The 12,085-nt window shown below is 57.3% G+C and carries 12 protein-coding genes; 8 read left to right on the forward strand and 4 right to left on the reverse strand.

Annotated elements, in window-relative coordinates; all coding sequences use genetic code 11:
- Positions 1–53 precede the first annotated feature (53 nt).
- Positions 54–2,612, reverse strand: a complete 2,559-nt coding sequence (locus LOS15_RS00405) for a heavy metal translocating P-type ATPase (RefSeq protein ID WP_263067382.1) — start codon at positions 2,610–2,612, stop codon at positions 54–56.
- The gene (locus tag LOS15_RS00410) at positions 2,579–3,022 is read right to left on the reverse strand and encodes a MerR family transcriptional regulator (protein WP_263069569.1); all 444 of its coding nucleotides are present in this window, start codon (positions 3,020–3,022) and stop codon (positions 2,579–2,581) included. Before LOS15_RS00410 ends, LOS15_RS00405 begins: the two co-directional genes overlap by 34 nt.
- Before the next feature lie 273 nt (positions 3,023–3,295).
- Between LOS15_RS00410 and LOS15_RS00415 the strand changes: the two genes are divergently transcribed.
- The 8 genes from LOS15_RS00415 (at position 3,296) to rimI (ending at position 11,106) form a co-directional block, all read left to right on the forward strand.
- Entirely contained in the window at positions 3,296–4,648 is a 1,353-nt protein-coding gene (locus LOS15_RS00415; protein WP_263067383.1) for an OmpP1/FadL family transporter, read from the forward strand.
- 266 nt (positions 4,649–4,914) lie between these two features.
- Positions 4,915–6,013, forward strand: a protein-coding gene (gene prfB, locus LOS15_RS00420; protein ID WP_411537260.1) for a peptide chain release factor 2 whose coding sequence is annotated in 2 segments (ribosomal slippage) — positions 4,915–4,989 and positions 4,991–6,013 — 1,098 coding nt in all. Because the reading frame shifts where the segments join, the coding sequence is not laid out codon by codon here.
- Between the two features lie 35 nt (positions 6,014–6,048).
- Positions 6,049–7,560, forward strand: coding sequence for a lysine--tRNA ligase (gene lysS, locus LOS15_RS00425; RefSeq protein WP_263067384.1), 1,512 nt, complete (start codon positions 6,049–6,051; stop codon positions 7,558–7,560).
- 82 nt (positions 7,561–7,642) lie between these two features.
- Complete coding sequence (locus LOS15_RS00430; RefSeq protein ID WP_263067385.1) at positions 7,643–8,029, forward strand: hypothetical protein; 387 nt, start codon at positions 7,643–7,645, stop codon at positions 8,027–8,029.
- Positions 8,030–8,116: 87 nt separating this feature from the next.
- The gene (locus LOS15_RS00435) at positions 8,117–9,520 is read left to right on the forward strand and encodes an MFS transporter (protein WP_263067386.1); all 1,404 of its coding nucleotides are present in this window, start codon (positions 8,117–8,119) and stop codon (positions 9,518–9,520) included.
- Positions 9,521–9,560: 40 nt separating this feature from the next.
- Positions 9,561–9,869, forward strand: a complete 309-nt coding sequence (locus LOS15_RS00440) for a BolA family protein (protein ID WP_263067387.1) — start codon at positions 9,561–9,563, stop codon at positions 9,867–9,869.
- Complete coding sequence (locus LOS15_RS00445) at positions 9,866–10,663, forward strand: hypothetical protein (protein ID WP_263067388.1); 798 nt, start codon at positions 9,866–9,868, stop codon at positions 10,661–10,663. Before LOS15_RS00440 ends, LOS15_RS00445 begins: the two co-directional genes overlap by 4 nt.
- Positions 10,663–11,106, forward strand: coding sequence for a ribosomal protein S18-alanine N-acetyltransferase (rimI, locus tag LOS15_RS00450; RefSeq protein WP_317629620.1), 444 nt, complete (start codon positions 10,663–10,665; stop codon positions 11,104–11,106). Before LOS15_RS00445 ends, rimI begins: the two co-directional genes overlap by 1 nt.
- On the opposite strand, the gene LOS15_RS00455 is transcribed toward rimI, so the two are convergent.
- Together LOS15_RS00455 and rsmD are read right to left on the reverse strand one after the other, a co-directional pair.
- Positions 11,103–11,297 (reverse strand): cell division protein ZapB, encoded by a 195-nt coding sequence (locus LOS15_RS00455; RefSeq protein WP_263067390.1) that lies wholly within the window; start codon positions 11,295–11,297, stop codon positions 11,103–11,105. The genes rimI and LOS15_RS00455 overlap by 4 nt on opposite strands.
- Before the next feature lie 119 nt (positions 11,298–11,416).
- Positions 11,417–12,037 (reverse strand): 16S rRNA (guanine(966)-N(2))-methyltransferase RsmD, encoded by a 621-nt coding sequence (gene rsmD, locus LOS15_RS00460; protein ID WP_263067391.1) that lies wholly within the window; start codon positions 12,035–12,037, stop codon positions 11,417–11,419.
- Positions 12,038–12,085: the final 48 nt, after the last annotated feature.

Genomic DNA, 12,085 nt, shown 5'->3' on the forward strand with positions numbered 1-12,085 from the left:
CCACCACACAATGGCGGCGATTAACGCAATGCCCGCTAAGTTGATAAGAAGGCTCATGCCGGTTGCTCCTGGTTGGCTGAGGAAGACGCTGGTGCTTGCTGGCTTTTCCATAGCCGTAGCCGGTTGGCGTTGCTGACCACGGTAATGGATGAAAGGGACATAGCCGCACCGGCGATCATCGGTGAGAGCAGCATGCCGGTTAGCGGATAAAGTATTCCGGCGGCAATAGGAATGCACAGCACGTTGTAACCGAAAGCGCCGACCAGGTTTTGCTTGATGTTGGTGAGCGTTGCCCGGCTGATTTCGATAGCGTCCGCGACGCCGTGTAACGAGCCGCGCATCAACGTCATACCAGCGCTTTCGATGGCTACATCGGTGCCCTGTCCAATGGCAAAACCGACGTTAGCGCGGGCCAGTGCCGGGGCATCGTTAATACCATCGCCTACCATGCCGACGACCTCTCCCGCTTTTTGTAAGCGCTCAATTTCGGCATGCTTATCTTCAGGTAGTAGCCCTGCGCGGTACTCATCAATGCCCACTTCTCGGGCGATGGCCGCGGCGGTGTGTGGGTTATCGCCGGTGAGCATGACAACCTTTAGCCCATCGCGCTGTAATCGCGCAATCGCGGTTTTGGTATCGCGGCGCAGTGGGTCACTGATGCCAAATAGGGCGGTCAGCTGGCCACCGACTGCAAGGTAGACCAGCGTGCGGGCTTTCTCTTCTAGCTGTCGGGCGGTTGCCTGCCCGGAGGTCAGGTCAACCCCCGCATTTTCCAACAGTCGTGCGTTACCGAGCAGCAACTCTTGGTCGTCTGCGGTTTGTGCTTTTACACCACCGCCGGTGACGCTATCGAAGCCGCGAATATCAGCAGCTGTGGCGCCGACCTCTTCACCATAGGTGGTTAACGCCGCAGCCAGCGGGTGTTCCGAGCCGCGCTCTAGCGCCACGACATAGCCTAGCGCGGTGTGGGTATCGCCATGCAGTGCCTCAGCATCCGTCACACTAGGCTTGCCTTCAGTCAGCGTGCCGGTTTTGTCCACCACCAGGGTGGTGAGCTTGCTAGCGGTTTGCAGCGCTTCGCCATTTCTAACCAGCACGCCATGTTCGGCTGCTTTGCCCACGCCAATCATGGTGGAGATGGGCGTTGCCAAGCCCAGGGCGCAGGGGCAGGCGATGATCAGCACGGTGGTCGCGGTGACAAGCATGTGAATCACTCGAGGCTCGGCGCCAAAGTTAAACCAGGCCAGCGCGGTGAGCACCGCAATAATCATCACCGAGGGCACAAAGATGCTGGAAATTTTATCCGCCAGTTCGCCAATCGGGGGGCGTGAGTTCTGCGCGCTGGCCACCTGTTCGGTGATTTGCCCTAGGCGCGTATCGGCCCCTACGCGGGTGGCTTGGTAGACCAAGCCGCCTTTGCCGTTCACGGTGCCAGCGCTGACTTCGTCACCCTCACGCTTTTTAACCGGCAGCGGCTCGCCGGTGAGCATAGACTCATCTATATGGCTTTCACCCTCCAGCACGTCGCCGTCGACCGGTAAGCGCTCACCAGGGCGCACGCGGATATGATCGCCCTGGCGAACCGCGTCGATGTCGATCTCTTGCTCTTCACCGTTGCGAATTACCCGTGCCGTGCGGCTTTGCAGGTCCAGCAGGCGTTTCAAAGCCTCACTGGTGCGCCCGCGCGCTTTGAGTTCTAGCGCATTGCCTAGCAGAATTAAACCGATCACCATGGCCGAGGCTTCAAAATAGATGCCGTGGGCAACCTCCGGTAGCCAGGGAGCAAAGGCTACCACCACCATCGAATAGAGCCAGGCGGTGCCGGTACCCATCGCCACCAGCGTATCCATGTTGGCTTGATGGTGTTTGAGGTTTTTCCATGCGTTTACGAAAAAATGACGGCCTGGAAAGACCAAAATGGCCAGGGTGAGCAGGCCGACCACTAGCCAGAAAAAGCGCCCAAACCCCACCGGATGAGGGTGGTAGAAAAACATGCTTAGCATCAGCGGTAAGGCTAAGGCCAGCGAGTAGGCGCTGCCTTTTAGGCGCTGTTTATAAAGCCGCGCTTCCTGTGCTGCCCGAGTATCTTCGGCTGCGCGCATATCGACAATCGGTTCGGCGCTATAACCTGCGGCTTCTACGGCGGCAATCAGCGTTGACTCATCAACGTGACCAAACACTTGGGCGGTATGGGTGCCGAAATTCACGCTGGCGGTATCAACGCCTTGCGTGCGCTCTAAGGCTTTTTGGACGCTTTTAACGCAGCTAGCGCAGGTCATGCCGCTAATGGCTAAGCGTACCTGCTTGCCACCCTGGCGGGCGGGGCTGCTGACGTCTTCGGTAGGCTGCTTAGCGTTGTCGTCTTCATCGCGCGTCTCGTGCTCCGCCGGTAACTCTCCGGGCGGGTAGCCTGCCTGCGTTAGCGCGTCATCAATGGACGCGACACTAAGGGTTGTGGTGACGTCCAGTCGCTTATCTGCTGGAAATCCTGTTACTTCGGCGCTTGCGTCCTGTGCCTGAATGGCTTCACGCATACGCTTAACGCAGCCCTGGCAGTTCATTCCAGGCACTGTGCGCGTTAGCGTGTTGGATTGCGCGGTGTTTTGCTGCATGGGGCCTCCTCAGGGAAACTCTCAATTAATCGGCAGAGGCTGTGGCCGTCTGGAGTGCCGTCGGGCATCGCCTGCCAACTTTCCAGTGCCTGTTCCATCCGTTGAGCAAGGGCTTCTAGCTCTGCAATTCGGTGGCGAATTTGTGGCAGCCGGGTAGCGAGTAGGTCGCGTACCAGGGGGCAAGGGGAGTCGCCTTGGTCGGCATGGGACAGGATGTCGCGAATTTCCGCGACGCTAAACCCCAGCTTGCGCGCCCGTTGAATGAACTGCAGGCGCTCAGCATCGGCACCGGAGTAGAGCTGGTAGCCATTGTCAGGATGTCGAGTAGGCGTTAACAGGCCTTCGCGCGTGTAGTGGCGTACCGTTTCTGCAGTCACATCCCCGCGTTTAGCTAGCTCGCCAACTTTCAGTGTGGCTGTTTGCATCACTACCTCGCCGTTTAAATTGCGCTACATTGAGTGTAAAACCTTTGGGTTACCCATAGGTCAAGCACTGTGTTGACGCTCAGCTAAAATAACTAAAACACTGATTTAAAACAGTCGTGCGACTAATGTATAAGTAAAAAACAAAATAAAACGCTCGTTTGCCCTTGAACCCAACCCAGCATTGGGCGAAAACTAACGCGTAAGAACAACGAGGGTGGATGGTACTATCCGCCGGATCATCGGGAAGAGAGGCCCACTATGTATAATAACTTCAAAAAACTTACTTTGACGGCAGCCGTCGCGGCAGTCGCCTTTGCCAGCCAGGCGAACGCAGGCGGATATCAAATCAACGAACAGAGCGTCAGCGGCCAGGGGTATGGGCATGCGGGCCGTAGCTCAAACGTTAACGATGCTACGATTGTTTACGGTAACCCGGCAGGTATGTCGTTCCTTAACCGCGCTCAACTGACAGCAGGTGCTACGTACCTGAATGTGAATTCAGATATATCTAACGTTGAAGCCAACCGCTTTATTGATGCGGGCGTAGCGCAAGGCGGTGCTCCCAACGGAAATCAAATTCCTGTAGGCAGCATTCCTGGCGGTAACGATGGCGATATGGTGCCAGGCACTGCGATTCCTTTTGCTTTCTATGCCCATCCGGTTACGGATCGGTTGGCGTTTGGTTTTGGTGTTTATGCGCCGTTTGGCTCTAAAACCGATTATGAAGATGATTTCCAGGGGCGCTATTTTGGCAACTACACCGAAGTCACGGTGATCAGCGCACAGCCTACGGTCTCTTATCGCTTTAACGATCAGTGGGCGGTAGGCGCAGGTATTACTTATAATCAAGTAGAGGGTGAGCTGCGTCGTCAGCTTCCATCAGAGGCTACGTTTAACCCAGATGCTGATATCGATTCACGCGTTGATGGCGATGATGAAGCATGGGGCTACAATTTGGGCGTAATCTATCGTCCGGCGCCTGAAACAACGCTGGGTCTGACCTACCGTTCAAAAGTAGACTACACCCTGGACGGCAACTTTAGTGCCACAGATCCTCTAGGGAACGTCCTGCGTTCTGATACTGCGAGTTTAGATTTAACGACTCCTGAAACGGTCAACTTCTCAGTGACTCAGCAAATGAGCGACCGACTGAAGCTGATGTTCGGTGCTTCTTGGGTGCGTTGGAGCCAGTTTGATCAGATTTTGGTCACCGGCAGTCAAGGTGACACTATTACTCAAGAGCAACAAAATTACTCAAATGCCTGGGCCTTTGCGACGGGTGGTGAATATCAGTTAACCCCGACTTTAGCGCTTCGGGCGGGTGTAACGCTGGACTTTACACCGACCAACGACAATGATCGTAGTGTCCGTATTCCCTCAGACGAGCGACGTATTTTCTCGTTGGGTGCTGGCTGGACTCCAACGCCTGATCTGACGCTTGATTTTGCTTACTCTTACCTGACTGAGCGTGGAACCTTTGTTGAACAGGAGCGCAGCGACCTACTGGCCAGCTCGGCGACAGGTGGCTTCCCTGTTGGCGGGGCTAACTACTCCGCCGACTACAAAAACGAAGCACACGGTTTCGGTGCCCAGCTGACCTATCGGTTCTGATCCGCGGTTCGTGCTTACTGTTCGATTTTCGTGATGACCTACTGACCCGGCCTCGGCCGGGTTTTTTACGTGGCGAACGCCGCCTAGGGTGGATGCGGTGGACGCTGGGTTTCGTTACAATGCATGCCAGAATTTCGCCGCTGGGGTAGCTCGGGGAGGTGTTTATCACCCAACCGTGAGCCGCCCCAGCGGCGCCTGTCTCTTTTGAGCTGCGTTTTAACGCGTGGTGAGACCCCGCTATTTACTGACCAAGGCTAGAGCGATCCATGTTGGAAACCAACCCGATTCATAACCAGATCAAGGACCTGTCTGAGCGGACAGACGTTCTTAGGGGGTATCTTTGACTATGCCGAGCGTAAAGATCGGCTAGAAGAAGTTTCCCGCGAACTTGAAGACCCCAATGTTTGGAACGACCCAGACTACGCCCAGAAGCTAGGTAAAGAGCGCGCCTCCCTTGAAGCGATTGTGGCGACCATCGACGAGCTAGACCAAGGCCTCGCGGATAGCCGCGACCTGTTAGAACTTGCCGAAATGGAAGAGGACGAAGCCACCGTTGAGGAAGTGCGTAAAGAGCTGGGTGGCCTGCAGACGGCGTTAGAGAAACTCGAATTTCGCCGCATGTTCTCGGGAGAAATGGACGAAAACAACGCCTACCTGGATATTCAGTCGGGCTCTGGCGGCACCGAGGCGCAAGATTGGGCGAATATTCTGCTGCGCATGTACCTGCGCTGGGCAGAGAGCCACGGCTTCAAAGCCGAGATTATTGAAATTTCCGCCGGTGAAGTGGCCGGTATTAAATCGGCGTCGCTGCATATTCAGGGTGACTACGCCTTTGGCTGGCTGCGCACGGAAACCGGCGTTCACCGTTTGGTGCGTAAAAGCCCGTTTGATTCTGGCGGCCGTCGGCACACCTCGTTTGCCTCGGTGTTTTTGTCACCGGAAATCGACGACAGCTTTGAAGTTGAAATCAACCCTTCCGACATACGGGTAGACACCTACCGCTCTAGCGGTGCGGGTGGCCAGCACGTGAACACTACCGACTCTGCGGTACGGATTACCCACGAACCCACCGGTATTGTGGTGGCATGCCAGAATCAGCGCAGCCAGCACGCCAACCGCGACTTCGCCATGAAACAGTTAAAAGCGAAGCTGTGGGAGCACGAGATGCAAAAGCGCAACACGGCTAAGCAGGAAGCGGAAGATTCTAAAGCGGATATTGGCTGGGGTAGTCAAATCCGCTCTTATGTATTGGACGATCAGCGCATTAAAGACCTGCGCACCGGCGTTCAGTCCAGCAACTGTGACAAAGTACTCGACGGCGACTTAGACCAGTTTATCGTCGCCAGCCTCAAGCAGGGTTTGTAATCTTTTTTAGCGTTTGAACATGAATAGGGTGCCCGATGGCTAACCAAGACGCGTCTTCTCTTGAAAACGAAAATCACCTGATCGCCGAGCGCCGTGCCAAGCTTGCTGCCCACCGTGAGCGCACGGCAGAGCAGGGTAAGAGCGCTTTCCCGAACGACTTCCGCCGCGACAGCTTAACTGTTGAGCTGCAAAACCTGCTGGGCGATAAGGAAAAAGCCGAGCTGGAAGCGCTGGATCATCAGGCGTCGGTCGCCGGGCGCGTAATGCGCAAACGTGGCCCCTTTATCGTGATTCAGGATGTGGCGGGACAGATTCAGCTCTACGTGGATAAAAAGGGCTTGCCGGAAGACGTGCTGGAAGACATCAAGGGCTGGGATATCGGCGATATCGTTGCCGCCCGTGGCCCGGTGCACAAATCTGGTAAGGGCGATCTCTACGTGATGATGGTCGAGGCGCAGCTGCTCACAAAGAGCCTGCGCCCGCTGCCGGATAAATTCCATGGCCTGACCGACCAAGAAGCGCGCTACCGCCAGCGCTACGTCGATCTGATCATGAACCCACAGTCGCGTAAGGTGTTTGAGACCCGGGCCGCGGTGATCAGCTCCATGCGCCGCTTTTTTGAAGCCCGTGGCTTTATGGAAGTAGAAACGCCGATGCTGCAGCCGATTCCCGGCGGTGCGGCGGCGCGCCCGTTTATTACCCACCATAATGCGCTGGATATCGACATGTACCTGCGCATTGCCCCAGAGCTTTACCTCAAGCGCCTGGTAGTAGGTGGTTTCGAGAAAGTGTTCGAGATCAACCGCAACTTCCGTAACGAAGGGCTATCCACACGGCATAACCCTGAGTTCACCATGGTGGAGTTCTACTGGGCCTACGCGGATTACCGTGACCTGTTAGACATGACCGAAGCCATGCTGCGTACGGCGGCCCAAGAAGTGCTGGGCACCACCACGATTACTTATCAAGGGGCCAGTTACGATTTCGGCCAGCCCTTCAAGCGCCTCACCTTGCGCCAAGCGATTCTTGATCATGGCGACGGCATCACCCACACGGACCTGGAGTCGTTGGAAGCTGCGCGATCACTGGCTGAAACGCTGGGTATCAAGGTGAAAGAGAGCTGGGGCCTGGGTAAGGTTCAAACAGAGATCTTCGAAGAGGTGGCCGAGCACAAGCTGGATCAGCCGACGTTCATCACCGAGTATCCAGCGGAAGTCAGTCCGCTGGCGCGTCGTAACGATGCGGACCCCTTCGTTACCGACCGCTTCGAATTCTTTGTAGGTGGCCGCGAGATCGCCAACGGTTTCTCCGAGCTTAACGACGCTGAAGATCAGGCTGAGCGCTTCCGCGAGCAGGCTACCGAGAAAGACGCGGGCGATCTGGAAGCGATGTACTATGATGCCGACTACGTGCGCGCCTTAGAGTATGGCCTGCCGCCCACGGCGGGTGAGGGCATTGGCATCGACCGGTTGGTGATGCTGTTTACGGACAGCCCCTCCATTCGCGATGTGCTTCTGTTCCCCGCGATGCGCCCCGAGGTAGATTAACGGTTCGGTTACGGACGAAAAGTTGGTAAGGGCGCGTTTTAGCGCCCATAATGGTCAACGTTTCGACGGCGAGGAGAATCCCATGAAACTGCTAAATCGCTCTGCCCTGAGCGTCAGGCCGACCCAGACCTTCGTGGACTGGATCAATGCGCTCGAACCCACCATGGGAGACGACGACCTGACCCTGGACGACGTCGAACGTGAAAGCACCGTGTATCTTATTCCTGAAATGGATACGCCGGAGGCGTTAGAGACGTTTGTTCGCGAACGTCACGTAGAAATCCTGGAGACCGAGCTGCGCGCTTGGGAAGAGGATGAGCGCCAGTGGCCAGAAAAATTAGACTGGTCGCTGTTTCAAAACTTCTTGCGTATTGAGCACAGCTACTTGGCCATCGACTTGGACGACGAAACCGCTCTAGAGATCTCTGAGGTCGAAGATGCGCTGCTGCTCGACAATGAGCAAGATTAGCGTGCTATGATTTTAGCGTAAGCGCACTGTGAAACCGGCTTCGGCCGGTTTCACTGTTTTTAAGGGGCCGTTTAGGAACTGACGACCATGCGACTGTTTGAAACCCGCTCTGGCGACGATGGGCTGCCAGGGCCTGAACGTCTGCTTGCCGTGCTGGCGCTGGTGACGGGCACGCTAATGGCGGTGGTCGACACCACGATGATTAACCTGGCCCTACCCACTATCGCGGCGGATCTTGGGATAACGGCCTCACGCGCGGTGTGGATCACCAACCTGTTTCAGGTCGTTTGTGCTGCGTTTTTACTGGTATTTGCGGGTATCAGTGAGCTGGTGACCCGCCGACGGCTCTACCTACTTGGGTTGGCAACCTTTGTGCTGGCGGCACTAGGGGCGGCGCTTTCACGTAATTTAGAAACGTTGCTGGTGTTTCGTGCCCTGCAGGGGCTAGGGGCGGCGGCTACGCTCTCGATTGGGCCATCACTGTATCGTGCGATTTTTCCTTCACGGCTGCTAGGCAGCGCCTTAGGCCTAAGCGCGCTGGTGGTGGCCGGAGGATATGCGGCAGGCCCTACGCTGAGCGGGGTAATTCTTTCGTTTGCGGACTGGCCATGGCTGTTTGCGCTCAACGTGCCTTTAGGCGTGTGCTCACTATGGCTAGCCTATCGGGCGCTGCCGCGGGATACCCCGCGCCAGGGCAGTTTTGACACGCAGGGGGCCGTGTACTCCATGATGATGCTGGCCAGCTTTTTTATCGCCATGGATGCTGTCGGGCACGCCGCGCCTGCGTGGCAAAGCGGCGGTTGGGCACTGCTAGCGGCAGGAGCCTGCGCGCTGTTTTTACGTCGCCAGCGGCGTGCCCCTTACCCCCTATTACCGCTGAGCGTGTTCGCTGAAAAGCGCTTCACGCTAGCGGTGTCCGCGTCTGGGCTGGCTTTTATCGGCCAGGGGTTAACCTTTGTGGCGCTGTCATTTTTTTACCAAGAGCAAATGGGCTTTTCGCCGCTAGAAACCGCCTGGTTATTCACGCCGTGGCCATTAGCCATTATGGTCATAGGGCCGATTGCTGGGCGGTTAGCCGACCGCATTAACCCCAGCGTACTGTCGAGTGCTGGGCTTGTGCTGCTAATGATAGGGCTGATTACGCTGGCACTGGTGGATGAGAGTACCGGCGTGGCGGGAAGCCTATGGCGCACGGCGCTGTGTGGGATTGGGTTCGGCCTTTTTCAGCCGCCTAACAATCGAGAGATGATGGGCAGTTTGCCACCAGAGCGCAGCGCAAACGTCTCGGGTGTGATGAGCACGACGCGCACTGTCGGGCAGTCGTTTGGGGTGGCGCTGGTGGGGGCAGCGCTGGCGCTAGGGTCACCCATTCAGGTCACGCTGTGGCTGGGAGCGGGCACCACCCTGTTGGCACTGCTGGCTAGCCTGTCCCGCGTTAGCGTGGCCCAACGGGCGCTGCTTGAACGGCGGGCATCGTCTGTTGGCAAGTAAGGGCGTACAATAGAGCGGTTGCTGATTGAAGGAGAGCCCCATGGCGATGCAGACACAAATTGAGCAAAAGTTAGCGGCATTAACCCCCGATGTGCTGCACGTAGAGAACGAAAGCCATATGCATAACGTACCGGCTAACTCCGAAACACACTTCAAGGTGACGCTGGTAAGTGAGAGTTTCGATGGCATGATGCCGGTAAAACGTCATCAGCAAATTTACGCGCTGCTGGCTGATGAGTTAACCGGCCCGGTGCACGCGCTGGCGCTGCATCTGTATACGCCCAAAGAGTGGCAGGCGCGGGGCGGAGCGCGCCCAGACTCCCCTAACTGTCGTGGCGGCGGCCAGTGACTCCAGAGGTTATTCGCAGGCAGTATCTTGATGCCATGGGCATTACAGCCTGGGCGTCTTGTTATCAGCTGCCCAATGCTCGCCCTACGCAAGCCTGCGAGTGGGAAGAGGCGCCTGCACAGGTGCCGTCCCGTGAACGGCTTCATGCGCTGTTAGATGATGCCCCGGCACCGCGCAGCCAGCCCTCCACCAAGCCAGATGCAGCAGCCTCGCCGTCGGCGGTGCGTGCATTATTAGATAATGCGCCGGTGGCGGAGCCGCCGCCGGAAGGCAGTGCTTCGACTGCACCTAGTGTGTCCGTGCCTGAGCCTGCTAAGCCGCTGAACTTTAGCTTTTCGTGCCAGTGTATCGGCGGCCGCCTGCTGAGTGTGAGTGAAGGTGAGATGTCTCCGGTAGAGCAGCAACTGCTGGCGAATATGCTGCGTGCAGCAGGCGTTCTGGAGGGCGACATGCCCACGGTGAGCTATTTCAAATGGCCCCCGATGGCGACCTCTTTTACCCCCGAAGAGCCGCTTGAGGAGGCTCAGGAAGGCATGGCTGCGTTTGTCGCAGGGGCTGCCAGCAGGCAGGGGTGGCGGTTGGAACAAGTGCTCTGGTGGGGGGCACAAGAAGCTGTTGAAGAGTCGCCGTTTGCTCGAGTAATGGCGCTTGCGAACGCGCAGAGCCAAACCCTGGCGCTACCGGTATGGCAAGGGCCTGCGTTGGCGTCGCTTACCCAATCTGCCGAGGCTAAGCGGGCGCTTTGGCCCCGTCTGGTCGCACTGGGCGAACAGTGGCGTAAAAGCGCACAATGATGAGCTGGTTGGTACCCTCACAAGCTGCCTTGCTCCATAGGCTTGAGGATGAGGTGAATAGCGGTGCCAGTCGCCAGCAGTTGGAGGATGCGCTGGCTGATGATCAGGCCTGGGTGATGGGCTATTGGCAGGACGCCGTGTTAGTGGGTTACGCGCTGGTGGCGAAGCTGCCGTTCGATGCCGAGCTGCAGGCGATTGGCGTGAAACCTGAGTGCCAAGGGCAGGGCATTGGCCAGCGATTGCTTCATGAGGTGATCGCCGTGGCGACCCAGTGGCAATCAGAGCGGCTGCTGCTGGAAGTGCGTGCCGGTAACCAGCGCGCCATTGCGCTGTATCAACAGGCGGGATTTCATGAGGAGGGGCGCCGGAAAGGCTACTACCCGGCCGCAAAAGGGGCGACCGGGCGGGAAGATGCGCTGCTGATGTCTCTACTGCTGACTTAAGACGCGCTGCTGTCTTCTATGCCGTCAAACTTTCCGAGTACCCCCTGTAAGCGGCGTTCCCACTCTTCACGCTCCTGCTTTAGCTGAGCATTTTCGTCACGCAGCTCTTCGTTCTCTAGTTTTATCATCTCCAACGCCTCAACGGTGTCGGTGACTTTTTGCTCTAACTGGTTAAAAAGCTCAAGGCTCATGCCTACCTCCGGTAACAAGTGACAAGCAGTGGCCTGTCATTCATGGATATTCAAAATGCAACTAAACCTGCCAATCAGTGGGGCGAGCGTAACGCCGCTGTTACTTGGCGGCAAGCGCTTTACGCGGGCAAGCGTTGATAGAGCCTAGCAATGCTTTCACCTGCTTGAGTTTCACGGTACAGCTGCCAGTTAGCCGGTACCGCCGGGGCGAGGCTCTGTTCGGTTTCCAGGTAGATCATCGCATCGCTGGCAAGCCACCCGCCAGACTCCAGCGCGGCACAGCAAGGCGCGGCTAAGCCTTGGTGAAAAGGGGGGTCGAGAAATACTACGTCCATGGGTTGCCCCGGCGCTTTTACAAACGCCTGGGCGTCGGCGGTGACGACCTTGCCCTGTGCGGTCTTCAACGTGGCGAGGTTCTCACGAATCAGCGCGGCGACGTGGATGTCTCGCTCAACGAAGGTGACCTGGGCGGCCCCCCGTGAAAGGGACTCGATGCCAAGCGCGCCCGTGCCGGCAAACAGATCCAGCACCTGCTTGCCGGACAGCGCCTGGCCTAACCAGTTAAACAGCGTTTCACGGACCCGATCTGGGGTGGGTCGCAGGCCAGGATGGTCAAGCACGGGGAGCTGGCGGCGGCGAAAATCACCGCCAATAATGCGCAGTTTGCCCAGTGGTTTGGCCGATTCGCGACGGGAAGCCGATGGGCGTGAGGATGAGCGGGGAGAGCGTTGTCGTTTCATAATGCGGATTGTAGCGGGCTACTTATCCAAAGTCTTGGTCTGCGGTGG

Source organism: Halomonas sp. 7T, assembly GCF_025643255.1.
In the GTDB taxonomy this organism is placed as follows: Bacteria; Pseudomonadota; Gammaproteobacteria; order Pseudomonadales; family Halomonadaceae; genus Vreelandella.

Bases quoted from the DNA above. Each gene is read 5' to 3' on its own strand.
- LOS15_RS00405 (WP_263067382.1), bottom strand. From the start codon at position 2,612: ATGCAGCAAAACACCGCGCAATCCAACACGCTAACGCGCACAGTGCCT.
- LOS15_RS00415 (WP_263067383.1), top strand. From the start codon at position 3,296: ATGTATAATAACTTCAAAAAACTTACTTTGACGGCAGCCGTCGCGGCA.
- lysS (WP_263067384.1), top strand. From the start codon at position 6,049: ATGGCTAACCAAGACGCGTCTTCTCTTGAAAACGAAAATCACCTGATC.
- LOS15_RS00430 (WP_263067385.1), top strand. From the start codon at position 7,643: ATGAAACTGCTAAATCGCTCTGCCCTGAGCGTCAGGCCGACCCAGACC.
- LOS15_RS00435 (WP_263067386.1), top strand. From the start codon at position 8,117: ATGCGACTGTTTGAAACCCGCTCTGGCGACGATGGGCTGCCAGGGCCT.
- LOS15_RS00440 (WP_263067387.1), top strand. From the start codon at position 9,561: ATGGCGATGCAGACACAAATTGAGCAAAAGTTAGCGGCATTAACCCCC.
- rimI (WP_317629620.1), top strand. From the start codon at position 10,663: ATGAGCTGGTTGGTACCCTCACAAGCTGCCTTGCTCCATAGGCTTGAG.
- LOS15_RS00455 (WP_263067390.1), bottom strand. From the start codon at position 11,297: ATGAGCCTTGAGCTTTTTAACCAGTTAGAGCAAAAAGTCACCGACACC.
- rsmD (WP_263067391.1), bottom strand. From the start codon at position 12,037: ATGAAACGACAACGCTCTCCCCGCTCATCCTCACGCCCATCGGCTTCC.